Here is a 26257-nt window from a genome sequence, read left to right on the forward strand (position 1 = left end):
TATCACCGGCAAAGCCGGTGCCACACATCGCATCGCGGGGCAAGCCCGCTCCCACGCTATTGCAGTTAAATCAATAAGGCCCCAAGGATCTGTGATGTGAACACGATCGCCGGGGCTGCTTTGCAGCCCTTTCGCGGCACAAGGCCGCTCTACAGGGAAAGCACAGGGCGCTAGACCTGGACCAGCCACTCATCCACCAGCCCCTGGCGCGCCAGGGCCTCGCACCAGGCCGGCTCGGCCTCCACCTGGACTTCGTTGCAGTCGAGTTCATGCAGCGCCTGTAGTACCTGCAAGCCACCCAGATCCTCCAGCTCCTGGCAACGCGCCCGGGCATAACGACCGTCCCGCCTCGCCTGCGCCCCATGCAACACCAGCGTCGGCGCCCGCCCATCGAGCATCTTGGCCGAAGCCGGGCAGTCCAGCCCCTGGTCGAGCAGTACCCGCAAGGGCACCACCGGCTCGGCCCTTTGCCCGGCAACCTGCGCCACCAGCGAGGTGTCGCAGGCCTTCACCCAGTCACAAGTGGTCAGCAACGCCGAAGCCCTGCCCCGCCAGTGCGCCAGGGGCGTCTGCTCGTCGCAATGGCTGAGCATCGTGCCTTCGCCCAGCGCACCGATCTCCAGCGCCGCCGGACGCAACACCCGCACCCAAGGGCGCTGGCGCTCGATGCGCGAGAAGAACCCGCGATTGAGCGCCCGTGCCCGTGGGCAAGGCAATGCCTCGACCGCGATGCCCGCACCACGCAGGCGATCCGCGCCGATGCTCTGCGAGACATCGCCGCTGGCCGTGACTACCCGACTCACCCCCGCCGCCACCAGGGCATCGGCGCACGGCGGCGTGCGCCCATGGTGACCACAGGGTTCCAGGGTCACATAGGCGGTCGCCCCCCGCGCCGCCGTGCCCGCCTCGCGCAGGGCGTGCACTTCGGCATGGGCCTGGCCGGCGCGCTGATGCCAGCCGCGCCCCACCACCTGCCCGGCGTTGACGATCACGCAGCCGACCCGCGGGTTGGGCATGGTGCTGTACAGGCCCTGGCTGGCGAGCGCCAGGGCCATGTCCAGGTAGTGGCGATCAATTGCACTCACGTGCGGACCAGCGCCAGCAGATAGCGAGCCTCGCCATGCTGGCGCTCGATCACCTCCAGCCCCTGCCAGGTGAAGCCATGGCCCTCGAGGGTCTGGCGGATGCCGTCGTCGGTGAAGAAGTAGCCCTGGCGCTGGTTGTCCATCTCGCGCCAGCCCGGCTGCGGATGGGCCGCGTCGACCCCGAACACGTTCAGCCCCACCAGCGCGCCGGGGCGCAGCAGGCGGCGCACATGGCCCAGGTATGCAGCCCACTCATCCGGGTGCTGGTGGTGGAAGCAGCCATTGTCCAGGGCCGCGTCGAACACCGTGCCCGGCGCCGGCTGCCAGTCCTGCATGGCCTTGTTCACCAGGTCCAGTCGATCGCCCCAGCGCTTGCGCAGCAACGGCCAGCTGGAGTTCTCGACGATATCCAGCCCGGTGACCCGGTGCCCGGCGAGGATGAAGGTGGAGGCGTCACGGCCACGGCCCACGCCGATGTCCAGCACATGCTGGTCGGCACGCGGGTCGAGCCGTTCAAGGAAGGCCTGGGCCGCCTGGATCATGCCGATATCCCACGACCACTCGTCCTCGCCATGGCTGTAGCGGTGCACGAACGAAGTGTCGAGGGCCTTGCGGTAATCGCCCTGGGCCATGAAGTCGCTTGCTTGCTTGCTCATCGTGCTGCTCCTTCAGGACGCCAGGCGGGCGTCGATACCGTAGATGCGCCCGTCATAGGAGCTGGCCAGGAAGGCGTCGCTGACGGCGTCGTGGGTCAGGCAGGAAATACCGCTGGCGGTCGGCCGCTGCATGGGCAGCCAGCGCCGCGAGGCCAGGTCGAACAGCGCCACGGTACCGTTGTAGGCCGCGGTGGCGATCACCCGGCCATCGCCGGAGGCGGCGATGCACTTGATCGAGTGCTGGTGCGGCGAGTCGAACACCTCGTCGCCGGTCTCCAGCCACAGGCGCAGCTTGAGGTCGCGACCGATGCTGGCGAAGCCGCCGGTGATCGGGCAGCAGCCATTGGAAATACGCGTGTGCGCCCCCTCGATATGCCGCACGCTGCTGAAATCCTCGATGCTGTGCAGCGCGGCATCGGCCGAGGCGCAGACGCTGAACAGGTGGCGCTCGTCGGCGGCCACGCCCTTGATCGCGTTGTCGTGCATGGGGATCGACGCCACCAGGCGCAGTCCGCCCTGGCCGTCATGGCCGAACACCAGGCCTTCGCCGGTGTAGGTGCCGATCAGCGCCAGGTCCTCGCCGTTCCTGACGAAAGTGGCGCCGCAGTTGAGCGGCGAACGGTGCTGGTACAGCATGCGCCCGGACAGGCCGTCGAACACCTGGCCCATCTGGCCGCCGGTCAGCAGCAGCGGGCCGAACGGCAGGAGGAAGTTGCACAGGCTGCCGACACTGGTCACCGGCTGGTCGTCACGGTGCAGGATGCCGGCGTCGCCGATGCTGTACTGGCGCTCGTCGCTGCGCACCACGGCGTTGATGCTCACCGCCGGCTCGATGCCCGACACCTGCCACTGGTCCTGCTCGTAGTTCCAGGTGGCGTAGCGCGAGCCGAAGGTGGCGAACACCAGCTGTTCGTCACCGACGAAGGCGCAGCTGCGCGGCCAGACGATGCTCGGCAGCGCGGTGCTGCGGCGCTTGACCAGGTTACGCCCGGCGTCGAAGGTCCAGAGGATCGCCGAGCGGTCGTAGCTCAGGCTCACCAGCAGGCGCTTGTCGTCGTTCCAGACGATGCGCTTGATCCCGGCGGCATGGGCCGGCACGGTCTGCACCTGGCCCTGGGCGATGATCGAGATGCGCCCCTCGTCGTCCCCGGCGAACACCACGCCTTCGCGGGTGATGGCAATGGTGTCGGTTTCCACGCCGCCGATGTCCACCTCGTCGCATTGCTGGCCGGTGCGGGTGTCCCACTGGCGCACGGTACCGTCGTCGCTGCTGGAGATCAGGCGCTGGCCATCCGGCGACCAGACCACCGAGATGACGTCGGCCTGGTGGCCATGGAACGCCTGCAGCTGCACGCCGTCGAGGTCGAAGATGCGCAGCACGTGGTCACGCGAGCAGGTAGCCACGCGCTGGCTGTCGGGCGAGAACACCGCCATCTCGACGTCGTCGTTGTGCCCCTGCAGCACGGCTTTCAGGCGCATGCTCGGCACTTCCCAGATGCGCGCGGTGTAGTCGCTGCTGGCGCTGACCAGGTGCTTGCCGTCACTGCTGAACGCGCACTGGTTGGCCAAGTGGTCGTGGTGCACGCGGTGGATCGGCTCGCCGGTGGCGGCGTTCCACAGGATCACCTGGTTGTCGTAGCCGGCGGTGGCGACGAAGCGCGCGGCATGGGCGGCGATACCGCTGATAGGGCCAATGTGTTTCATCGAAAGATCCTTTTTCGCTGGAGTCAGAGCTTGATCGAATGGCTGGACTTGACCGCCTTCGCCTGCAGGTAGTTGCGGTTGTGATTGGTCAGGAACACCCCGGTGGGGACCTGCTCGATCACATCGATGCCGCCGGCGCGCAACTGGGCGACCTTCTCCGGGTTGTTGGTCAGCAACCGGCACTGGTCAACGCCCAGGGCGCGGAGGATCTGCACGGCCGGGTCGAACGAGCGCGAGTCGGCCAGGTGGTTCAGACGCAGGTTGGCCTCGTAGGTATCCAGGCCCTTGTCCTGCAGCAGGTAGGCCTCGAACTTGGAGTACAGGCCAATGCCGCGCCCTTCCTGGCGCAGGTAGATCAGGTAGCCGCCCACCTCCTTGAGGGTGCGCAGCGCCTCCTGCAGCTGCGGGCCGCAATCGCAGCGCTGCGAGCCGAACACATCGCCGGTGATGCATTCGGAGTGCACCCGCACCAGCGGCACGTCGCACTGCTCGCGGCCGATGCCGACGGCGAAGTGCTCCTGGTCACGCTCGAAGCCGTGGAAGCCGAAGAAATGGGCGTCGACGTCGCCGCCGAGGATGGAAATCGGCACGATGGTGTGAAGCGAAACATCCTTGTTCATGGAATCAGACCTCTTGCACGGAAGACGGAACAGCTCAGTTGTGGTTTTCAACCAGGCGAAAACCCATGACGTAGATCGGTCGCGGGTAACGCCCGTGGCGGCGCGCGGTGCGCGCCAGGTCGCGGAAACGGGTGAAGCTGCCACCGCGGGCCACGCGGTGGGTGCCGACATCGAGCACCAGGTCGTCCTCGATCTGCGGTCCGCCGGGGTATGGCCGGTAGTCCTCGGCCACGTACTCCTCGACATTGCCGGCCATGTCCAACACGCCGAAGGGCGAGGCGGCGTCGATGAACACGCCGACCGGCGTGCTGTCCAGGTAGCCCAGCTCGGCGGTGTTGGCCTGCTCGACCTGGTAGGCGTCGCCCCAGGGGAACTGGCGGCCTTCAGGGCCGGCGGCGGCGTACTCCCATTGCGCCTCGCTGGGCAGGGCGAAACGCCGGCCGGTGCGTTCGCTGAGCCACCGGGCGTAGGCGTCGGCGTCACTGGCCGAGACGCTGTACACCGGATGGTTGGCGTGATGCCGCGGGTAGCGGCCGAACGCCCAGCCGTCAGGGATGCCGGCATGCCCGCTGTCGAGCAGGAACTGGCGGTACTCCTGGTGCGTCACCGGGAAGCGGGCGATACGAAATGCCGCCAGCTCCACGGCGTGGCGCGGGGTCTCCTTGTCGATCCAGCTGCGGTCCAGGCCGAGCCCGTCGAACTGGTCCATCACCTGCTCGACCGCGCGCGGATCGAGGCCGATGTGCACCCGCGCGGCGGGAATGTCGATCATCTGCGGGGCGAAGGTGTCGATGCGCGGGTCGCCGCGCAATGCCAGCACCTCGCCGGCGGCAATACGCCGGGCCAACGGCTGGCGCGGCTGTTCGAGCAACGTCAGCAGGACGTCCAGCGGCGCCTGGAGCAGATCGTCGAGCGCCGTGGCGACCTGCGTCTGCAATGGGTGCTCCTGGTAATGCTGCGGGTAACCCATCAATGCCCGGTCGCTGACATCCTTGGGCAACGGGCTGGGCAGCCGTGGCCAATGCCACTGTTTGTAGCTGTTCATGCAAATACCTGCCTGGGCACAGGCCTGCCCGATGGCAGGCCTGCGACGACGTGGGATCAGAGGCGGTCGAGGAGCAACCGTGGGTTGCTTTCGATCATCTCCACTTCAGCGCTGTAGACTTCGATCACCAGACCATCCGGGTCCTCGAAGTAGACGGCGCTGCGCACGTTGTCCGGCCCATGGTGGTAGCCCGGCGCCGGGCCGTTGCCCTTGACCAGCTTGATGGTGCCGGCGGCGCTGACCTGCTCGGCGATGCGCCGAACGTCCTCGGGCAGCGCCCGCACACCGATGTGGTAGCCGGTCGGGTAACTGAACGACTCGCTCTGCTCGATGAAGAAGTCGAAGCCGTTGAGCTCCATCACGGCCTTGCGCGGCCCCAGGTTGTAGCAGTAGTTGGCGCCGAGGATGTCGCTGTAGAACGCCTTGGAGGCTTCCAGGTCGCGGGTGAGGATATTGACGTGGTTCATCTCGGGACGCTGCGCGGCCCGCGCCGCTTCGTCCAGCCCCAGGCCGTCGAGCGAGCGCCACAGCTTGGTCGCGGCTGCGAACTTGGCGAAGCCCGCCAGCCAGTCCTTGATCGCCAGCTCCGGCGCCTGCCCGGCACCGATATCCAGCGAGTAGGGATAGAGGAAGCCCTGGCTCGCCTGCTGCCACTGGGCGATCACGCCGCTGGCAGGCGGCAACTGCGCCAGTGCGCCCTGCACGCGGACCAGCACCAGCGCGGTGTTGCGGCACAGTCCGCTGGCCTCGTTGAGCAGCGTGTTCAACGCCGCCGGCGGCGTGGCGCTGTCGAGCAGCAGGCAGACCGCGTCCACCGGTCCCTGGCCGGCCGGCTTCTGGCTGACCTGCAGGCTGAAACCCGCCGCCGCCGCTGCGCTGCCCAGGCTGTCCAGGGCCTGGGCCGCCGCGTCGCCGAGCGGCGCGGCATGCAATGCCAACAAGCGCAGCATCAGACAGCCCTCCGTCCGATCAGCAGGGTGTAGCGGCCGATCGGCTCCTGCTCCACGGTGAGCCCCGCCTTCGCCATGCTGTCGATCAGGTAGCGGGTCGAGTGCAGCTCGCCGTTGACCGTGTTGAGCATCATGTGCAGGGAGAAGTCGGCCGACAGCGCCGGATGGATCTCGTCATCCTCCAGGGCCATGCTCAGCACCAGCAGCGCGCCGTCACCCTCGACCATGCCGGCGGCGCCGGCGATCAGGGTGCGCACCTGCTCGCGGGTGAAATAGTGCAGGCAGTCGTTGAGCATCACCACGTCGGCCCGCTCGCCCTGGTACTGCGCCAGGTCCAGCAGGTTGCGGGCATGGAAGCCCAGGCGGTCGTCGAGACGGTACTTGGCGAAGGTGGCCGCAGCCGCCTCGCGGGTCGGCTCCAGGTCCCAGACCTCACCCTTGACCTGCGGATTTCGGCTGGCGATCTCGGCCAGGTAGGTACCGTGGCCACCGGCCAGGTCGATCACCCGCCGGGCCTTGTCGAACAGCGGCAGGTCACGCAGCACGTCGACCATGGGCTGGCTGAAGCGGACCATGGCATCGTTGAAGGCATCGCGAGCCGCCAGGTCGTGCTTGAAACGGTTTTCCTGCTGGAAATCCAGCGAGGTGCGGCTGCGCAGCACTTCGTCCAGGCGCGGCCAGTTATGCCACTGCAGACGCTGATGATCGATGATCGGGCCGATGAACTCGGCGCTGTCGCTGACCAGGAAACGCTGGCTCAGCGGCAGGTTCTCGAAACCTTGGGCAGTGCGTTTCAGCAGGCCCATGGCTACCAGCGCGTTGAGGAAGATGCGGCCCTTGTTCGGCACCCAACCCAGCGCATCGCTCAGGGCCTGGGCGCTGACCGGCTGGCGGGTGTGGTCGAACACACGCTGGGCCAGCGCCGAATGCAGGATGGCGGACTGGCGGTACTGGTCGGAGAGCTTCACCAGGTCGACCACGCCTTGCAGACTGTTCAGTTCGTCGGCGTGTTCGTAGATGGTCACGGGTTTCTGGGCATTCATGCACTCACATCCCTGTCGAGTTATTGTGGGTGAGCCCATGCCCGGCATCTACCAGCAAGGTGTCGATTGACTTGCACGCACCCCTCCCTGGGACCGGCAAGCACAGGCTCCGCAATTGAGCCTAGACGCAGACCCAATAAATACAACTAATACCTTTTATATTTTTATCGCATATAAATTTTCTTATCGATAATCGTTCATCTTGCACAATTCACCGCGAATCCGGGCTATCCTTCGCCCACTTGCCTGCGCAAAGGATGGCCCAGGAGAGTGCCCGATCCGTTCATTCACGCCCGGTTTCCAGCGCTCCATGACCTCGACCACCGTTGATACCAACTGCACCGCCGACCGCATCCTGTTCCTGCTCAAGACCCGCGGGCCGCTCAAGACCGCCGACCTGGCCCAGCTGCTCGCCATCACCTTCGAAGCCACCCGCCAGCAGGTGCAGAAACTGCAGGCGTCCGACCTGATCAGCGGCATCAGCGTGCCGGCCAAGGGCGCCGGGCGCCCTTCGCAAAAATGGGCGCTGACCGCCACGGCCCAGCGCCGCTTCCCCGATTCCCACAGCGTGCTGACCCTGCAACTGATCGAGAGCGTCGAGCAGGTCTTCGGCAGCGACGGGGTCGACCGCCTGATCAGCCGCATGGAAGACAGCAACAGCCGTGAGTACCAGCAGGCCTGCGCCGATGGCCAGAGCCTGGAAGACAAGGTGCGCATCCTCGTGCAGTTGCGCGAGCGCGCCGGCTACATGGCCGAGATGCAGGCCGACGGCAATGACTGGCTGATCGTCGAAAACCACTGCCCGATCTGCATCGCCGCCACCCGCTGCCAGGGGTTCTGCCGCAGCGAGCTGCAGGTGTTCCAGGCGGCGATCGGCGAGCAGGGGCTGGTGGAACGTTGCGAGCACCTGATCTCGGGGGATCGGCGCTGCGTCTATCGCATTTCGCCGAAATAATCTGGCGTTCTAGCAACGTGGGAGCGTTCTAGCCCCGCGATCACCGGCCAAGCCGGTGCCATGCAGCGCCTCGCGGGGCAAGCCGGCTCCCACGCCCCCTCGTGACTCATCAGATCCGCCGCCTGCCCTTCAGCGCCGGAATGGTGGTCTGCGCAATCGCCACCTGTTCCTGCTCACGCCGGGTGTTGGCCGCCAGGCCCGCCAGGGTCGGCTGGCTGAACAACAGGCGCGCATCGGCATGCAACCCCGCCTGGCGCATGCGCGCCACCAGGCTGACCGCCAGCAGTGAGTGTCCGCCGAGCTCGAAGAAGTTGTCGTCACGGCCGACCTGCTCGATCTTCAGCACCTCCGTCCAGATCTGCGCCAGCGCATGCTCCAGCTCGTCGCGGGGCGCCTCATAGGCCCGGCTGATCACCGCCTCCGCGCCCGGTGCCGGTAAGGCGCGGCGATCGACCTTGCCGTTGGGGCTCAGCGGCAGCTCGGCCAGGAGCACATAGGCCGAAGGCACCATATAGGCCGGCAGGCGCGCCGACAGGTACGCACGCAGCGCTTCCAGCGTCGGCGCGGCATGGCCGTCGCGACAGCTGGCATAGGCCACCAGCCGCTCCTCGCGCACCAGCACCACGGCCTGGCTTAAGGCCGGGTGGGCGGCCAGCAGCGCCTCGATTTCGCCCGGCTCGATACGCAGGCCGTTGAGCTTGACCTGGAAGTCATTGCGCCCGATGAACTCCAGCTCGCCATCGGCGCGATAACGCACCAGGTCGCCGGTACGGTACAGGCGGTCGCCGGCCACGAACGGGCTGGCGATGAAGCGCTCGAACTGCAACGTCGGCAAGCCCAGATAGCCGCGGGCCACGCCGATGCCGCCGATATGCAGTTCGCCAGCACAACCCACGGGCACCGGACGGTCATGGGCGTCGAGCACGTACAGGCGGGTATTGCCGATCGCCCGCCCGATCGGCGGGGCGACGGCGGGCAACGGCTGGCGCGGCTCCAGGGTCCAGGCGGTGCTGTCCACGGTGGCCTCGGTGGGGCCATAGACATTGTGCAGGCGCACCTGGGGCAAGGCCTGGCGCACCTGTTGCGCCAGCGCCAGGGTCAGCTCGCCGCCGCCACAGAAGACATCGCGCAGGCTGCTGCAACGCTCGACGCCCGGGGTGTCGAGAAACGCCTGCAGCAGGGCCGGGACAAACTTGACGGTAGTCACCCGGCGCGTCTGGATCAGCTGCACCAGATAGGCCGGATCGCGGTGCCCGTCGGGGCGCGCCAGCACCAGGCGCAAGCCGGCGCACAGCGGCCAGAACAACTCCCACACCGAGCCGTCGAAGCTGAACGGCGCCCGTTGCAGCAGCGCGTCGTCGGCCTGTGGCGGGCACAGCTCGCTGCCCCAGCGCATCAGGTTGCACAACCCGCGATGCTCGACCATCACCCCTTTCGGCGTACCGGTGGAGCCCGAGGTGTACATGACATAGGCCAGGTGCCCGCCGCCCAGTTCCGGCAGTTCGGGCGCAGGGTCGCCATGCCCCTGCCAGTCACCGTGATCCAGGTCCACCAGCGGTGTCGACAGGCCCTCGAACAGGCCGCGGGTGGCTCCGTGCACCAGCAGTGCCAGGGGCGCGCTGTCGGCAAGCATGTAGTGCAGGCGTTCGTCGGGGTAGCCGGGGTCCAGCGGCACATAGGCGCCACCGGCCTTGAGCACGCCGAGCAAGCCGACAATCAGCGAGGCGCCGCGCTCCAGGCACACGGCGACCCGGCTGTCGGGCCGCACGCCCAGGCCGATCAGGTGATGGGCCAGCCGGTTGGCCAGGGCATCGAGCTCGCGGTAGGTGAGCTGTGTCTCTTCGCTCTGCAGCGCCACGGCATCCGGCGTGCGTCGCACCTGGGCGGCGAACAACGCCGGCAGGTGCGGATAGGCGGGATCCAGCGCCACCTCGGTGGCATTGAGGGTCTCCAGCAGATAGACGCGCTCCGTCTCCGGCAAGGTCGAAAGCGATTGGAGCGCCACTGGCGGCTCGCTGACCAGGGCATTGGCCAGCGCCTGCAGGGCGCAGCAAACATGCCCGAGCACCCGTTCGGCGCCCAGCTCGCGAGGCGCCCGCACACTCAGCCGCAGGCTGTCGCCCTGCTCGTCCACGGTCAGCACCAGGGCGTGGCTGTGCACCTCGCTGGCATCGAGCAACGTCACGCCAGGCAGCGCCACGCTGTCGTGCGCGGCGCCATGCCGATAATTGAGCAGGCTGTCGAACAACGCCACCCCGGCAGGCAAGCCGCTGCAGCGCTGGGCCAGCACCAACGGCGCATCCTCGTGCCCGAGCAGTGCCGCCAGCTGGCCGTGGATTCCGGCCAGCGCCTGGCCCACATCACGACCGGCCAGCGACACCCGCAGCGGCAGGCTGTTGATGAACATGCCCAGCGCCCGCTCGGCACCCTCGCCCGCCATCACCCGACCCAGCAGCACGGTGCCAAATAGCACCTCGTCGCGACCGCCCAAGGCTCCCAGCACCTGGGCCCAGGCCAGGTGCATCAGGCTGCCCAGGCCGACGTCGTGCTGACGCACGCGCTGGCGCAAGGTCGTGGCCAAGCCCTCAGGAACGGTCAGGGCGCAGGTTTCGACGGTGGCCTGGCCCTCCTCGCCCATGCCGGCCAGCCTAGGGGGCGCTTCCACCCCGGCCAGGGCTTCGCGCAGGAAGGCTTCATGCCCCGCCTGCCTGGCCTCGTCGCGGCTCAGGGCGACGTAGTTGCGATACGGCACGGGCGCTGGCAGCGTGTGTCCCTCGCCCGCCATCAGCGTCGCCAGCTCGGCCAGCAGCACCTGCACCGAGACCGCGTCGTTGACCAGGTGGTGGAAGTGCAGCAGCCCCAGCCAGCGCTGCCGCGCGCTGTCCTCGACGCAGGCCAGGGTCATCATCGGCGCCTGGCGCAGGTCCAGCCGCAGGGCCTCTTCGCGCAGCCGGGTGGCCGCGTCGCCCGAACCGGGCGCAAGCACCCTCAGCGGCAACCAGGCCTGGCGCCACACCACTTGCTGCGGCTGCGCCAGGCCTTCCCAGGCCAGGCTGGTACGCAGGATGTCGTGACGCTCGATGACCCCGGCCAAGGCGCGGTTGAACGCCTCCAGCGCAGCCTGGCTGGCGAAGGCGAACAGCGCCTGTTGCTGGTACGGGTCACGGTCTTCGGTGAGGTGGTGATACAGCAGGCCTTCCTGCAGCGGTGCCAGCGGGTAGATCTCCTGCACATTGGCCGCGCCACCCGGAACCATGCCGACGATGCGGTCGATGCTGGCCTGATCGAGGCGGGTCAGGGCCAGCATCTCGGGGGTGATCCGCTGGCTACCCGGGGCCACGTGGTTGGCCGGTACCGACTGCGCGGGGGTACTGCCGAGCGATGCGGCCAGGCTCGCCAAGGTCGGCTGACCGAACAGGACCTGTGCATCTACTTGCAGCCCCGCCTGACGCATGCGCTCGATCAGGCGCACCGCCAGCAGCGAATGGCCGCCCAGCTCGAAGAAGTGATCGTGCCGTCCGACCTGCTCCACCTCCAGCAGCTCGGCCCACAGCGCGGCCAGGCGCAACTCCAGTTCGCCCTGGGGCGGCTCATGGGCGCGCCGCACCGCGGCCTCGCTGCCCGGCGCGGGCAAGGCGCGACGGTCGAGCTTGCCATTGGCGGTCAACGGCCAGGCCGTCATCGCCACAAAGGCGCTCGGCAGCAACGCGGCCGGCAGGCGCCTGCGCAGGTGCTCGTGCAACTGCAACGGGGTCGATGCCTGTTCGCCGAGGTACCAGGCCACCAGCTGGCCGTCGCGCAGCAGCACCAGCGCCTCGCGCACGGCCGGGTGGCTGGCCAGCGCGCTCTCGATCTCGCCCAGCTCGACCCGCACGCCGCGGATCTTCACCTGGTCGTCGCCGCGCCCCAGGTACTCCAGGGTGCCGTCGGGCAACCAGCGCACCAGGTCCCCTGTGCGGTACATCCGGGCGCCGTGCTGCGGGGTGAACGGGTCGTCGAGGAAGCGCTCGGCTGTCAGGTCGGGCCGATTCAGGTAGCCGCGGGCGACACCCGCACCGCCGATGTACAACTCACCGACGGCGCCTATCGGCAGTTGCCGGCCCTGGGCATCGAGCACATGCAGGCGGGTATTGGCCACCGGCGCGCCGATGTGCAGCACCTGGCCCGGGCGCACCTCGCCCGCGCTGGCCACCACCGTGGCCTCGGTCGGCCCGTAGTTGTTGATGATCCGCCAGCCTTGCTCCCGGGCCAGGCGACGCAGGCGATCACCGCCGACCAGCAAGGTGCGCAGGGTAGGATGCGCCTCGCCCTGGGCGAAGGCGTGCTCTGCCACCGGCGTGGGCAGGAAGCTGACCTGCAGGGGCTGGGCGCGCCACCAGCGCAGCAGCGCGTCGATGTCCTCGCCGCTCTCGCCCACCGGCGCCAGGTGCAGGGTGGCGCCGGCGCACAGGGTCGGCCAGATCTCCCAGGCCATGGCATCGAAGCCAAAGCCGGCCAGGCTGGAGGTGGCGCTGCCAGGCTGCAGGTCGAAGGCGGCGCAGTGCCAGTCGACCAGGTTGGCGAGCATGCGCTGCTCGATCATCACCCCCTTGGGCTGGCCGGTGGAGCCGGAGGTGTAGATCACATAGACCAGGCTTTCGCCCGATAGCCCAGGCACCTCGAGGTCATCAAGCACTGCCGTGGGCAATGGCAAGCGGTCCAGCTCGATCACCGGCACATCGATGGCCGGCAAGCGCTCGCGCAGGACGGACTGGGTCAGCACCACCTTTGGTGCGCAATCGTCGAGCAGGTAGCGCAGACGCTCGCCCGGGTGCGCCGGATCGATCGGCACATAGGCCGCGCCAGCCTTGAGCACCGCCAACAGGCCAACCAGAGTGTCCAGGCCTCGGCGGGCGACCACCGCCACCCGCTGCTCCGGCGCCACGCCCAAGGCCTGCAGTTGCGTGGCCAGCTGATTGGCGCGGTTGTTCAGCTCGGCATAACTCAGGTGGCGCCCCTCGTGCACGGCGGCCGTCGCCTCGGCGCGCAGCGCGGCCTGGGCCTCGATGCGCCGATGGATCAGGGCCGGGCCTTGGGCGGCGCTGGCCGTGGCATTCCACAGCCGCAGGCGCTGGTGCTCGTCGGGCAACAGCAGGTCGTAGTCGTCGATGGCCGCCTGCGGCCGCTCCAGCCCCTGGGCCAGCACATGCAGCAGGCGCGCAGTGAACACCTCGACCTCTTCGGGGGCCAGCCAGGCCTGGTTGTACACCAGGTGCAGCCAGGCCTTGCCATTGTGCGGGTTGCTGCGCAGGTAGATCGACAGCGGCGTCGGCTCGTGATCGTTGCATACCTTCACGCTGTGGGCGCCGAGGCTGCCAAAGCGCAGGTCGTGGCCCTCTTCCTCGTAGGACACGGTGATCTCGAACAATTGCCCCCGGGCCTCCCGGGACAGCCCCAGCGCCCGGTTAAGGTCGCTGAGCGGCAGGCGCTGGTGGCGCAGGTCGCGCCGCAGGGCATCGCCGATACCGCGCACCAGCTCGGCGAAGCTCAAACTCCGGCCGAAGTCCATGCGCAAGGCATTGACCTGGACGAACATACCCAGTGTCGCCTTGGCCCGCGCATTGCCACGGTTGCGCACCGGCAGGCCGACCACCCAGTCATCCCGCTGCCAGGCCCGGGCACAGCACACGTGCAAGGCCGCCAGCAGCACATGGGCGACCGATCCCTGCAGCTCGTCGGCCAGTTGCCGCATGCGCGCCAGCAGGTCGCCATCGAAACTGCGCTCCAGCGCATGGCTGGGCGTGGCACCTGACGGCAGGCCCTGTTCCCTGGGGCGCAGCAGCGCATCGGGCAGTTGCGGGTAACGGCATTGCCAATAGGCAAGATCGCGCTGCTGGCGGGCCGATCCCTGGTAGGCCAGGTCATCCTCGATGAACGTCCGGTAGGACGGGGCTGTGTCCGGCAGTGCCAGGCCCTGCTCGAGCAGACCGTAGTACTGGCCCAGCTGGTGGAGCAACTGCTCCAGGCCCCAGCCGTCGAGGATCAGGTGATGGGCCTGCAACATCAGCAGGCTGCGCCCGCCGCCCACATGCAGCAATGCCATGCGCAGCAACGGTCCGGTTTCAAGGGCGAAGGGCTGTTGCAGCAAGGTCTTGGCCAGACGCTGTGCAGCGGCGAACGGCTCAGCCTGCCCGCGCAGGTCGTGCTCGTCCAGCGGCACCTGCAAACCGGCCACAAAGCGCTGGCGGGCCACGCCATCGTCCCCCGCCTTGCGCACCAGCACCGTGCGCAACCCGTCGTGAAGCGCGACCAGATGCGCCAGCGCGCGCCGCAGCAGGCCGCTATCCACGGCGCCGTCGAATTCGAGATAGCCGCCGACGTTGTAGAGCGGCGAGTCGCCATGGCTGATCTGGTCCAGCCAGATGTCGCGCTGGGCGCAGGTCAGGGGGAAGCTATCGGCGACGGACATGGGCGGGTCTTCCTTGAAACGGGATCGTCCGCGGATTCAAGCACCCACCCCGCGCCCTGTATGGCCCCCCAAACCCGGACATTGGCCATTACCTTTTCGCTCCGCCTGAGCCTGCTGAATCTTTTGTAGGAAATTGACGATAGTCGGCAGCCGGTACCTGCCTACCCCTGTCAGCCGGCGGGGCAATCGCCGGCGATCTGGTCGGTTTCTGGCGCCAATTGTCCGACAATCCATCGATTCAAGCTGCATGAGCCCGGGGAAATACCGACTTTTCTTGTCGGATAATTTGGCATTTCCTGTCCCCGCTTTCCGCTACAGACGCAGGCTCGGAGCCTGCTATTCAATAGCGCCAAGCCCCAGCACAGAGAGGACTCGACCGCGAGACCCACCGCGTTACCGGATCAAGGAAGACAACGACATGAAGCTGATCGACAGCCTCGAACACCGCCACGACCCGCACCTGTACCTGCAGTTGGGCGCACTGGTTGCCAGCACCGGCGATGCCACCTTCGCCGAACAGATGTTCCAGCTGATCGACGACCAGGTACCGATCCATCGACTCGACCTCAGCGAATGGACCCTCGACAGCGACCAGGCCAGCATCCGCCAGGTCAAGGTGCTGGGCAGCGCCGGCCTGCCCGAGGCGACGCCCGCGCAGGCGCAGCTGCGCCATCCCCTGCTGCAAAGCATCATGCGCATGGAAGACCCCTTGCTGATCCAGATAAACGCCCCCGTGCACCAGTGCAACCTGGTGTCGCGCAGCGGCGACCGGCGCTGGGTCATCTGCTGTCATCGCCAGCGCAGCGAGCGGATGTTCTCCCTGGCCGAACTGTCGCTGCTCAAGCGCCTGTCCGACACCCTGTTGCCTCTGGTCGAGCACCATGCCCAGCTGTTCCTGCAGGCCGCCCAGCGCCGCCCGGGAAGCCTGCAGGCGGATGAGGCCGGCTCGCTGCGCCAGGTCTTCACCGAGCGCCTGGAGCAGGAGGCAATCCGCCTGTCCACCCGCGAACAGGAAGTGTGCATCGGCCTGCTCACCGGAGCCACCGTGCCACAGATGGCCCAGCGCCTGAATGTGAAGAACAGCTCGATCGAGACCTACCTGAAACGCGCCACCGCCAAACTCGGCGTCAGCGGACGCCATGGCCTGGCCCGCTGGATGGCCGGCACCTGACCCCAGAGACCCTGTCATGCCGCGAATCACCCTGCCCTTGCTTGCTCTCGTTTTGACCGGTTGCAGCCTCGCCCCCGACTACCAGCGCCCACTCTCGCCCAGCGCCGAGCAGTACCCCACGGGTGTCGCCTACCGGGGCGGGCCACCCGCCACGGACGTGACCGGCGACTGGCGCGGGGTGTTCCGCGACCCGGTGCTGCGCCAGTTGCTCGACAGCGCGCTGGTCAACAACCGCGACCTGCGCGTGGCCGTGCTCAACGCCGAGGCCTACCGTGCCCAGTACCGCATCCAGCGCGCCGAACTGCTGCCGAAGATCGCCGCCAACGCCCAGGGCACGCGCCAGTACCTGCCACGGCGGCGCACCGGTGGCGAAGGCATGATCAGTTCCCAGCAATCGGCCACCGTCGGCATCAGCGCCTATGAACTGGACCTGTTCGGTCGATTGCGCAGCCTCAGCGACCAGGCCCTGCTCAACTACCTGGCCACCGACGAGGCCCGGCGTGGCGCCGAGCTCAGCCTGCTCAGCAGTGTCGCCGGCGCCTACCTGACCTGGCGCGCCGACCAGGAGCTGCTGGCCCTGTCGCGCCAGACCCTGCAGGCCGACGAGAAGAGCCTGCGCCTGACCCAGCGCCAGCGCCGCACCGGCACCCTGTCGGCGCTCGACCAGATCCAGGCCACCACCCGCGTCGACAGCACCCGTGCTGCCGTGGCGCGTTACACCCGCCTGGCCGCCCAGGACCTCAACCAGTTGCAGCGCCTGGTCGGCGCGCAGGTCGACGAACGCCTGCCGGCGCTGCCGCTGGCCGACGAGCAGATCGCCCGGGTGCCCGCCGGCCTGCCCGCCGACCTGCTGCAACGGCGCCCGGACATCCGCCAGGCCGAGTACCAGCTGCAGGCCGCCAACGCCAATATCGGCGCGGCGCGGGCGGCGTTCTTCCCGAGCATCAGCCTGACCGCCAACGCCGGCAGCAGCAGCCGCGAATTGGCCGACCTGTTCGATGCCGGAAGCGGCACCTGGCTGTTCCAGCCGCAGGTCAACCTGCCGCTGTTCAACGCCGGCAGCCTGCGTGCCAGCCTCGACTACGCCAAGTTGCAGAAGGACATGCAGGTGGCACGCTACGAGAAGTCAATCCAGACCGCCTTCCAGGAAGTAGCCGACGGCCTGGCGGCGCGCAGCACCTACCAGCAGCAGTTGCAGGCCCAACGCGACCTGGTGGAGGCTAGCCAGCGCTACCACGACCTGGCCGAGAACCGCTACCGCACCGGCATCGACAGCAGCCTGACCTTCCTCGACGCCCAGCGCTCGCTGTTCAGCGCCCAGCAGGGCCTGATCAGCGACCGCCTGGCGCAGCTGCTGGCCGAGGTGAACCTGTTCACCGCGCTGGGCGGCGGCTGGGAGGAGTCGCCGGGGCTGGCCTACCAGCGTTCGGCGGCCCTGCCGAAGTAGACCGACGGCGACACCCCGAGGGTGCGACGGAACATGGCGCTGAAGGCACTGGGGCTGTCGTAACCCAGGTCCAGCGCCACCTCCAGCACCGATTGTCCGGCGGCCAGGGCATCCAGGCTTGCCAGCAGGCGCATGCGCCGCAGCCATTGCACCACGCTCAGGCCGGTCTCGCGCTGGAAGGCGCGGGTCAGGGTGCGCGGGTTGAGGCCGCTGTGGGCCGCGGCACGGGCCAGGCTCCAGTCCTCGGACGGTGCCTGGCGCAGGGCCTCGCACAGGCCTTGCAGATGCGTCGAGTGCGGGCTGGGCACATGCAGGGCGAACACCGGCAGCACGCGCAGCTCGTCGAGAATCAGTTGCATGATCCGCGCCTCGCGCCCCTGGGCCGGATGGTCGGGGGCGATGTCCATGGCGCGGATGATCAGTTCGCGCAGCAGCGGTGAGATCTCGATCACCTGGCACTGGCGCGGCAGGTCCGGGCGCGCGCCAGGGTCGACGAACAAGGTACGCATGCGCACTACGCCGGCCATGCGCAGCTCGTGATCGACCGCCGCCGGCACCCAGACCCCGCGCCCCGGGGGGACCACCCAGCTGCCTTCACGGGCGCTGACCGTGACCACGCCGCTGATGGCGTGGATCAGCTGGGCGCGGTCATGGCAGTGCGGGGCGATGTGCTCGCCATGGCGGTAGTTCTCGGCGAGCGGCAGGATGATCGGGCGCGGCATTGGTGCGGGTCTGGCTAGGGTGGAGGGGGGATTATGGCGATGTGGGGGGTGAAGGGGAAATCGGGTGGGCGTGGGAAATTGCAGATGGTGGGGTGTTTCGAGGTGTTCGGCGACAGGATTGCAGCGCCTATGAGTTCGAGCGCCGCCCGCGCGGCGCATCGCGACGCAAGGCCGCTCCTACATCTGTTTCGGGCCAGTCAATCCTGTGCCATTACCGAGTCCGCCTTGTTGGTATGACGCGGTTTTGGGGTGTGCACCACTGGCGCCTCACCTGTCTCAAGGCATGCACCAAGGCGGGCAACCATGGCCTGACAGGTTCGGCACGTTGCAACAAATGTAGGAGCGGCCTTGCGTCGCGATGCGCCGCGCGGGCGGCGCTCGATCTCATGGGCGCTGCAAACCTGTCGCCAGGCACCTTTACGCCACTACACAATCCCCGCCATCAACACCCCTTGGCCACTTCCTGCGCCGACACCGGCACATCGAAGACCTTGTCGAATCCCCACTGGAACACGAACGCATAGACAAAGAAGAACACGAACAGCGCCAGGTTGGTCACCAGCGCCGCCCACAGCCCGATGTCCAGCCAGTAGGCCACCAGCGGCAGCAGGATCAGCACCAGCCCACCCTCGAAGCCCAGGGCATGCAGCAGGCGCCGCAGGAAGGTGCGGCTACGCTGACTTTGGCGTGCCTCCCAACGCTCGAACGCCCAGTTGTAGGCCATGTTCCAGCTCATGGCGATGCCCGACATGAGGATCGACAGCACGGTCGACTGGGCCATGCCGGCGCCGAATGCCAGCTCCAGCGCCGGCGCCACGCAGGCCACGGCGATGGCCTCGTAAAGGATGGCCTGGACGACCTTGCGCGCCTTGCCTTGCATGTTCAGCTCCCCGAAGAAAAGACCTACAAAGCTACAAGAAGAAGGCTGTAAGAAAAAGTCGGAAATACTTTATTGACTGACCGTTCAATCAAGAAAAGCTAGCATAAACGTTTCCGCACCACCCCTCCCTGGCGTCCGGCCCGTCAAGTGCCGACACGACCCCCGCCTCCGTGGCACTTCCGCAAGCGCCTGCACCGCACCGTCCGGCGCAGGCCGCGCATTGGACAACCCCGTGATCGACTGCTTGTATCTATGACTGGCAAGCGGCGACACGTCGTACAACTTCGTCCAGGGAATCGAACGAGGAACTACACGATGGCTTACACCGTGATGATGGTATTCGGTACCCGCCCTGAAGCGATCAAGATGGCCCCGCTGGCCCGCGTCCTGCGCGACTGGCCTGAGGTCGACTTGCATATCTGCTCCACCGGCCAGCACCGCGAAATGCTTGAGCAGGTCCTGACCGCCTTCGGCCTCACGGTCGACCAGGACCTGCAGGTGATGACTCAGAACCAGACCCTCAACGGCCTGTCCCGCGACCTGCTGGACAAGCTCGACCGCGCCTACGAGCAGGTCAAGCCCGATATCGTCCTGGTCCACGGCGACACCACCACCAGCTTCATCGCCTCGCTGGCGGCCTTCCACCGGCATATTCCCATCGGCCATGTCGAGGCCGGCCTGCGCACCGGCAACCTGCAGCAGCCCTGGCCCGAGGAAGCCAACCGGCGCTTGACCGGCGTGCTCGCCGACCTGCACTTCACCCCCACCCGCGACTCCGACGCCAACCTGATCCGCGAGGGCGTGCCGCCCGAGCATATCGAGGTCACCGGCAACACGGTGATCGACGCCCTGCTGTGGATGCGCGACAAGCTGCACCGGGACAACTGGCGCCCCGCGCCCGAATCCCCGCTCAAGGTGCTGCGCGACGACCAGCGCATGGTGCTGATCACCGGCCACCGCCGGGAGAACTTCGGCAGCGGCTTCGAACGCATCTGCCTGGCCCTGGCGGAGCTCGCCCTGCGCTACCCGGATGTGCAATTCCTCTACCCCGTGCACCTCAACCCGCAGGTGCAGCACGCGGTGTACAGCGTGCTGTCCGGCCGCGACAACATCCACCTGGTCGCGCCCCAGGACTACCCGCATTTCGTCTGGCTGATGAACCGCGCCCATATCATCCTCACCGACTCCGGTGGCGTGCAGGAAGAGGCGCCCGCCCTGGGCAAGCCGGTGCTGGTGCTGCGCAAGGTCACCGAGCGTCCCGCCGTGCTCAAGGGCGGCACGGTCAAGCTGGTCGGCACCCTGACCGAGCGCATCGTCCACGAGACCAGCCAGTTGCTCGACAACCCGGACGCCTACGCGCGCATGGCGCAGGTGTTCACCCCCTTCGGCGACGGCCACGCCAGCGAGCGCATCGCCGAACGCCTGAGCCGCTGGTTCGCCGAGCAATCCGCCGCACGGGACAACGCATGAGCCTGGTCTTCATCGATTTCCTCACCTATGTCCTGTTCGGCCTGAAGATCCTTGCCATCATCCTGGCGACACTGATGTTCGTGCTCGGCCTGGACGACCTGTTCATCGACCTGTGCTACTGGGGGCGCAAGCTGATCCGGCGCTTCCGGATCTACGACAAGTTCGAGAAGGCCGACGAGAAGCGCCTGTTCGAGGTGCCGGAAAAGCCCCTGGCGATCATGGTGCCGGCCTGGAACGAGGTCGGCGTGGTCGGCGAGATGGCGCGCCTGGCCGCCTCGACCATTGACTACGAGAACTACCAGATCTTCGTCGGTACCTACCCCAACGACCCGCAGACCCAGGCCGACGTCGACGCCGTGTGCCTGCACTACCCCAATGTGCACAAGGTGGTCTGCGCCCGCCCCGGCCCGACCAGCAAGGCCGACTGCCTGAACAACATCATCGACGCCATCCTGCGCTTCCAGCAGGACGCGCGCATCGAGTTCGCCGGGTTCATCCTGCATGACGCCGAGGACGTCATCTCGCCCATGGAACTGCGCCTGTTCAACTACCTGCTGCCGAACAAGGACATGATCCAGATCCCGGTGTACCCCTACGCCCCGGAATGGAAAGGCTTCACCGCCGGCCACTATGTCGACGAGTTCGCCGAGAACCACGGCAAGGACGTCATCGTCCGCGAGGCGCTCACCGGCCAGGTGCCCAGCGCCGGAGTCGGCACTTGTTTCAGCCGCCGGGCGATCAGTGCCCTGCTCGAGGACGGCGACGGCATCGCCTTCGACGTGCAATCGCTGACCGAGGACTACGACATCGGTTTTCGCCTCAAGCAAAAAGGCATGAAGTGCATCTTCGCCCGCTACTCCATCACCGACCCGGCGCTGGCCCTCAAGCAGGACTGGCGCCCCGGCATGAGCCGCGAGTTCGCCCAGGTGATCTGCGTGCGCGAGCACTTCCCGCGGGACTGGCAGCACGCCATCCGGCAAAAATCGCGGTGGATCGTCGGCATCGTGTTCCAGGGCACCAGCAACCTCGGCTGGAGCCGCAAGGGCGCGCTCAACTACTTCCTCTGGCGCGACCGTCGCGGGCTGTTCGCCTACCTGCTGAGCTTTTTGGTCAACCTGTTGCTGCTGGTGCTGCTGGCGATGTGGCTGGTCACGGTGATCGCGCCGGAGTCGTGGCGCTTCATGTCGATCCTCAGCGACAGCAAGCTGCTGACCACGCTGCTGTGGCTCAACGGCCTGCTGCTGTTCAACCGCCTGTTCCAGCGGTTCTGGTTCGTTACCCGCTACTACGGCATCTTCGAGGGCCTGCTGTCGGCGCCGCGGATGATGTGGAGCAACTTCGTCAACTTCTTCGCCAACCTGCGCGCCTTGCGCCAGGTGATGGAGATGGGCGATTCGCGGCGGGTGGCCTGGGACAAGACCACCCACGAGTTCCCCGCCCTCGCCGCGCCTGCGCGCACACCGCTGGGCCAGCGCCTGGTGGAGAAAGGTTTGATAACCGAGACCCAACTGGAGCAGGCCATCACCAGCCCGGTCCGCCGGCGCCTGGGCCGCGAGCTGCTGCTGCGCGGCTGGCTGAGCAGCGAGCAACTGGTCGAGACCCTGGCTGAACAGCTGGACCTGCCCTGGGCGCCGCTGAACCCGTTCAAGATTGAGCCTGCGCTGATCGCCAAGCTGCCGCGCAAACTCGCCACCCACTACGGCGTGCTGCCGGTGGACGAAGACGGCGACACCCTGGTGCTGGCCAGCGAGAGCCCGGTCAGCCAGGTCTCGCTGGGGGTGATCAGCCGCCAGCTCAAGCGCCCGGTGCACGCCCGCCTGGCGCCGCAAGGTCGGGTCACCCTGGGCCTGCGCTACCACTACCCGAGCCCCTGGCAGAAGCCCGAGACCCGCGAAATGCTCGCGGTACTCGAACGTCATCAGGACGACGCTACCCTGCTGGAGCAGGTGGGCATCCACCAGGTGATGCTCGGCACGCTGCTGCAGGTACGCGGCATGGTGCCAGTGACCCTGTTCAACCAGGCGCTGATCGACTTCAGCCCCGAGCAGCAGAGCCTGGGCGAGCACCTGATCGCCCGCGGCATCATCACCGAAGAGGTGCTGCAGCAAGCCCTCGCCGAGCAGGCCAGCGAACAGCAGGCCGCCTATGAACTGACCCGGGAGGTGGCATGACGCCCCGTCTTTCCCTGACCCTCGCCAGCCTGCTGCTGTGCTCATCCACCCTGGCCGCGCCGACCAAGCCGATGACCGACTTCCAGCGTTTCACCAGCTACCCGTTCATGGAGCGTGGTTACCGGGAAGCGCAGAAGGACAACTGGGCGGAGGTCGAGCGCCTGACCCGTCATGTACTCAAGCGCGTGCCCAACAACAACGAGGCCCGCGCCCTGCTGGCCGAATCCCTGGCCCACCAGCGCCGCTACAAGGAGGCCGAGGCCATCGCCGAGGACCTCGACGACAACCCCGAGCACGCCGACGCCCTGCTCGAACTGCGCCTGACCTGGATCGAGCAGGACCCGCCCGCGGCGAGCCAGGTGGAGGCCTGGCTGGCCGACAGCCAGGGCCAGCAGCGCGTGCGCCTGTGGCAGGCCTACAGCGTCAGCCTGGCCAAGTTCGGTGGCGCGGCCAAGGCCCTGGAGTGGCTCAACCAGTTGCCGGTGCGCGACGACGGCATGGTGCTGCGCATGACCCGGGCTAACTTTGCCGAGCAACTGCGCAACTGGGGCGAGACCATCGACCAGCTGCAACCCCTGGCCGACAAGGGCGAACTGCCGCCGCAGGACTGGCAGCGCCTGGCCAACGCCTACATCCAGCAGGTCGATGAAAAGGGCCTGAACAAGCTGCTGGCCAGCGCGCCGTCCCAGGAGGCGGCGACCCACGCCCGCCTGGCCATGGCCAACCGCGCCATCGCCATGGGCCACAACCAGCAGGCCGAGCGTTGGCTGCAGAGCCTGCCGGCCGATCAACTGCAGCATCCCGAACAACGCAGGCAACTCTGGGAGCTGGCCCGCGAGGGCGACGACGCGGCGCTGGTGCGCCTGCTGAGCAACGAATTGCAGCGCCCGTGCCTGGAGACCGTCGACTGGCTGTCGCACAAGGACCTGAAGCTGGCCCGCGAGCAGCTCGCCCAGTGCCAGGCAAGCGACAATCCACGCAGCTACGCCATCCTCAAGCAGCGTCTGTACGGTGAACCCGCGCAGCCGCCGCAGCCACGCACGGCGGCACAATGGGAGCAACGCTACCGCCAGACCGGCGGCCTCGCGGCGCTGGAACAAGCCACGTTCATGCTGCTCGAACGCGGCCAGGCCGAACACGCCCGGCAGCTGCTGGAGAACGCCTACGACCGCCGCCAGGGTCGGTTGACGCCCTCGCTGCTGCAACGCCTGGGCAACCTCTATGCGCGCAACGACGGCCCACTGGACACCCCGCGCATGCTTGCCCTGGTGCCGCGGGTCGATGCCGCCACCCGCGGCCTGTTGCTCGCCCGCCTGGCCGAGGCCGGCCAGTGCGACGCGGTGCGCAAGGCCATCCCGGCCAACCCGAGCGAAGCTGGCCAGTATCGCGCCCTGGGCCGCTGCGCCATGCCCGACCAGCCCGGCGAAGCCGTCATCTACTACCAGGCCGCCGAACGCCTGGGCGACACCGGCAGCCGCCTGCCCCTGGCCTACGCGCTGGAGGCCTCGGGCGACTCCGAGGCGGCGCTGCCGATCTGGAACAGCCTGCCGGCCGACGCCTGGACCGACAATGCTCGCCTGACCGCGGCGCGTGGTGCCTTGAACGCCGGCGACGCCAACGCCGCCCGCCGCCACTGGGACGCGGCCGCGCACCTCAGTGCCGACGATTGGGCCCTGGGCGCCGCCATTGCCCAGCGCCAGGGCGACACCCAGCAGGCCCTCGCCTTCCAGCGCGAAGCCCTGCGCCACACCCCGCGTGCCGATCATTACTACGCCGCCGCCGGCACCGCCCAGCAGGCCGGCGACAGCGCCCAGAGCACCGCCTGGCTGGCCGAGGCCGTGCGCCTGGCGCCGGACCAGCCGCGCTACCGGGCCGACTACGGCATGCGCCTGGCCGGCTCGGCAGACAAGCAGCAACGACGCCAGTCCATACCCTACCTGGAACGCGCCACCCGCGACTTCCCCGAGGACTACCGCCTGGGCGAGACCCTGGCGCTGCGCTACGACGAGGCCGAGGACAGCGCCTCGGCCCGCCGCGAACTGCGCCGGGTGCTGGACGTGGAACGCAACCTGGTCGACGGCGACGACGAGTACGGCAGCCTGGAAGCGCGCAAATACCGTCAGCGCCGCGCCCATGAAGCGCTGTCGCGCCGCGATACCATCACCCTGGCCAGCACCTGGTCGCCAGCCGGCACCTCGACCAACGACAAGTTCCTCGACGACGGCGCGCGCGCCGGCAGCTCACGCCGGGCGCAATCGCAGAACGTGCAGCTGGCGATGTGGGACCACGCCCTGGGCGAGGAGCCCAGCCGCAACGGCAGCACCCTGTCGGTGTATGGACGCGTGCTGTTCGGTGGCCAGAGCCGCACCGACTACGCCCAGAGCATGGGCACCGGCGTCGGCCTACGTTACAAGCCGCTCGGCCAGGCCAACCTCAACCTGTACGCCGAGCTGTACCACCAGCGCCAGATCGACAGCACGCACTACAGCGGCCTCAGCCTGGGCGAGTTGCTCAGCCCGGCCAAGGTCGGCGGCAACTGGGGCGACCTGCGCCACAACGCCGAGTCGAGCAACGACCTGCTGCTGCGCGCCACCGCCTCGTTCCTCGACCAGGGCCGGTACCGCAACGACTGGCGCATCGACGAGGACGACTGGGACGAGCGTTTCCTCTACCTGGACGCTGCCTGGTGGACCCGGGCCGGCGATCATGCCTGGCTGTCGCGCTTCCAGCAGGGCCATGCCTGGAAACTGCCGAGCCAGTCGCCGCAGACCATCATGCCCTACGGCTTCCTCGAGTTCTCAAGCCAGGACCCGAGCAACGACTGGCGCCAGGACGCCCGCGCCGGGGTCGGCGTGCGTTGGCAGTGGTGGTTCGACGATGACCGTTACAACGCCTACCGTGGCTCGCTGAAAGTGCGCGCCGAGTACCAGCAGGCACTGGGCGGCAACCTCTACGAGCGCGCCAACGGCGTGTTGCTGGGTGTGGAGATGAACTTCTGATGCGTACCTTCCTGGCGCTCTGCCTGCTCGCCCTGTGCCTGCCCGCCCAGGCCGACCAGCGCCTGTTCTACCAGCCGCTCAACCGTGATGCCAACGTCACCCACGCGCAATGGCAACAGCTGTGGCGCGCCACCAAGGCCCAGGGTGGCAAGACCCTGATCGTGCAGTGGAGCGCCTACGGCGACAGCGACTTCGGCGGCGCCAACGGCTGGCTCGCCGACAGCCTGCGCGAGGCGCGGACCCAGGGGCTGGAGCTGGTGCTGGGGCTGTACATGGATCCGGCCTACTACCAGCGGCTCGAACAGCTCGACGGCGAAGGCCTGAACAGCTATTTCAAGGCGCAGCTGGGCCGCTCCCTCACCCAGTACCAGCAACTCAAGGCCGACTGGGCGCTGCCGGTGTCCGGCTGGTACCTGCCGCTGGAGCTGGACGACCTGCACTTTCGCGATGCGGCCAGGCGCGAGGCGCTGTACACGCAGTTGCAGGCGTTCAACCGACAACTGGACAAGCCCCTGCATATCAGCGCCTTCAGCGCCGGCCAGCTGTCGCCTCGGGTCAATGGCGCGTGGCTGGACCAACTGGCAAGTCTTGGCCTGAACGTGTGGTGGCAGGATGGTGCCGGCACCGGGCGCCTGCCGCCGCTGGTGCGAAAGGGCTACGAACAGGCCCTGCCCTGTCGGGTGGGTATCGTGCGCGAGGCGTTTCGCCAGGTCAGCCAGCCGGGGCAACCGTTCCGCGCGGAACCTGCGCAGCCGACGCTGAGCGGGGGTTGCCACGCAGAGGCTGTGTTCGCCTTGCGCTACCGGCCCTGGGCCAGGGACGTGCTGAAACCGGACTCGCTGTAGGAGCGGCCTTGTGCCGCGAAAGGGCCGCGCAGCGGCCCCGACGATC

Annotated in this window: 17 protein-coding genes; 7 read left to right on the forward strand and 10 right to left on the reverse strand. The window is 67.9% G+C overall.

The features are described from left to right. Positions 1-170: 170 nt before the first annotated feature. Genes ribD through NMG10_RS16030 form a run of 7 tightly spaced genes read right to left on the reverse strand, consistent with a single transcriptional unit; the run spans position 171 to position 7103 of the window. On the reverse strand, positions 171-1085 hold the full coding sequence (gene ribD / locus NMG10_RS16000; protein WP_254464689.1) for a bifunctional diaminohydroxyphosphoribosylaminopyrimidine deaminase/5-amino-6-(5-phosphoribosylamino)uracil reductase RibD: 915 nt from the start codon (positions 1083-1085) through the stop codon (positions 171-173). Next, complete coding sequence (locus NMG10_RS16005; RefSeq protein WP_203647086.1) at positions 1082-1741, reverse strand: cyclopropane-fatty-acyl-phospholipid synthase family protein; 660 nt, start codon at positions 1739-1741, stop codon at positions 1082-1084. The genes ribD and NMG10_RS16005 overlap by 4 nt, the downstream gene beginning before the upstream one ends. Positions 1742-1753: 12 nt before the next feature. Next, complete coding sequence (locus NMG10_RS16010) at positions 1754-3445, reverse strand: WD40 repeat domain-containing protein (protein WP_203647087.1); 1692 nt, start codon at positions 3443-3445, stop codon at positions 1754-1756. A 23-nt stretch (positions 3446-3468) separates the two neighbouring features. After that, positions 3469-4065: a GTP cyclohydrolase II RibA gene (gene ribA / locus NMG10_RS16015; RefSeq protein WP_028691687.1), complete on the reverse strand. Its 597-nt coding sequence runs from the start codon at positions 4063-4065 to the stop codon at positions 3469-3471. A gap of 34 nt (positions 4066-4099) precedes the next feature. Then, complete coding sequence (locus tag NMG10_RS16020) at positions 4100-5110, reverse strand: SUMF1/EgtB/PvdO family nonheme iron enzyme (protein ID WP_254464690.1); 1011 nt, start codon at positions 5108-5110, stop codon at positions 4100-4102. Positions 5111-5166: 56 nt separating this feature from the next. After that, a complete protein-coding gene (locus tag NMG10_RS16025; protein WP_254464691.1) occupies positions 5167-6060 on the reverse strand; it encodes a VOC family protein in 894 nt (297 codons plus the stop codon). Then, the gene (locus NMG10_RS16030) at positions 6060-7103 is read right to left on the reverse strand and encodes a methyltransferase (RefSeq protein WP_203647098.1); all 1044 of its coding nucleotides are present in this window, start codon (positions 7101-7103) and stop codon (positions 6060-6062) included. The genes NMG10_RS16025 and NMG10_RS16030 overlap by 1 nt, the downstream gene beginning before the upstream one ends. A 310-nt stretch (positions 7104-7413) precedes the next feature. Here NMG10_RS16030 and NMG10_RS16035 point away from each other — a divergent pair, with 310 nt between their 5' ends. Beyond that, the gene (locus NMG10_RS16035) at positions 7414-8058 is read left to right on the forward strand and encodes a metalloregulator ArsR/SmtB family transcription factor (RefSeq protein WP_203647100.1); all 645 of its coding nucleotides are present in this window, start codon (positions 7414-7416) and stop codon (positions 8056-8058) included. Positions 8059-8167: 109 nt separating this feature from the next. Here the strand turns inward: NMG10_RS16035 and NMG10_RS16040 are convergent, their stop codons facing one another. After that, positions 8168-14506 carry a non-ribosomal peptide synthetase gene (locus tag NMG10_RS16040; RefSeq protein ID WP_254464692.1) on the reverse strand — a complete coding sequence of 2113 codons (6339 nt, stop codon included), beginning with the start codon at positions 14504-14506 and terminating at the stop codon, positions 8168-8170. Positions 14507-14924: 418 nt separating this feature from the next. Between NMG10_RS16040 and NMG10_RS16045 the strand changes: the two genes are divergently transcribed. Together NMG10_RS16045 and NMG10_RS16050 are read left to right on the forward strand one after the other, a co-directional pair. After that, positions 14925-15677: a LuxR C-terminal-related transcriptional regulator gene (locus tag NMG10_RS16045; protein ID WP_232856474.1), complete on the forward strand. Its 753-nt coding sequence runs from the start codon at positions 14925-14927 to the stop codon at positions 15675-15677. 16 nt (positions 15678-15693) lie between these two features. Beyond that, entirely contained in the window at positions 15694-17124 is a 1431-nt protein-coding gene (locus tag NMG10_RS16050) for an efflux transporter outer membrane subunit (RefSeq protein ID WP_254464693.1), read from the forward strand. On the opposite strand, the gene NMG10_RS16055 is transcribed toward NMG10_RS16050, so the two are convergent. Together NMG10_RS16055 and NMG10_RS16060 are read right to left on the reverse strand one after the other, a co-directional pair. Continuing rightward, positions 17094-17846: a helix-turn-helix transcriptional regulator gene (locus NMG10_RS16055; protein ID WP_254464694.1), complete on the reverse strand. Its 753-nt coding sequence runs from the start codon at positions 17844-17846 to the stop codon at positions 17094-17096. The genes NMG10_RS16050 and NMG10_RS16055 overlap by 31 nt on opposite strands. A gap of 442 nt (positions 17847-18288) precedes the next feature. After that, positions 18289-18726: a PACE efflux transporter gene (locus tag NMG10_RS16060; RefSeq protein WP_198743248.1), complete on the reverse strand. Its 438-nt coding sequence runs from the start codon at positions 18724-18726 to the stop codon at positions 18289-18291. Positions 18727-19041: 315 nt separating this feature from the next. Here NMG10_RS16060 and wecB point away from each other — a divergent pair, with 315 nt between their 5' ends. From wecB to NMG10_RS16080, 4 genes are read left to right on the forward strand one after another with little or no spacing between them, the layout of a single operon-like run. Continuing rightward, entirely contained in the window at positions 19042-20196 is a 1155-nt protein-coding gene (wecB, locus tag NMG10_RS16065) for a non-hydrolyzing UDP-N-acetylglucosamine 2-epimerase (protein ID WP_203647108.1), read from the forward strand. Beyond that, a complete protein-coding gene (nrfB, locus tag NMG10_RS16070) occupies positions 20193-22367 on the forward strand; it encodes a cyclic di-3',5'-guanylate-activated glycosyltransferase NrfB (protein WP_203647111.1) in 2175 nt (724 codons plus the stop codon). Before wecB ends, nrfB begins: the two co-directional genes overlap by 4 nt. Next, complete coding sequence (locus NMG10_RS16075; protein WP_254464695.1) at positions 22364-25366, forward strand: phage receptor; 3003 nt, start codon at positions 22364-22366, stop codon at positions 25364-25366. Before nrfB ends, NMG10_RS16075 begins: the two co-directional genes overlap by 4 nt. Next, positions 25366-26211, forward strand: a complete 846-nt coding sequence (locus tag NMG10_RS16080) for a DUF4434 family protein (protein ID WP_254464696.1) — start codon at positions 25366-25368, stop codon at positions 26209-26211. Before NMG10_RS16075 ends, NMG10_RS16080 begins: the two co-directional genes overlap by 1 nt. The last annotated feature ends 46 nt before the right edge of the window (positions 26212-26257 follow it).

The organism is Pseudomonas sp. DVZ6 (assembly GCF_024259445.1).
Taxonomy (GTDB): Bacteria; Pseudomonadota; Gammaproteobacteria; order Pseudomonadales; family Pseudomonadaceae; genus Aquipseudomonas; species Aquipseudomonas peradeniyensis.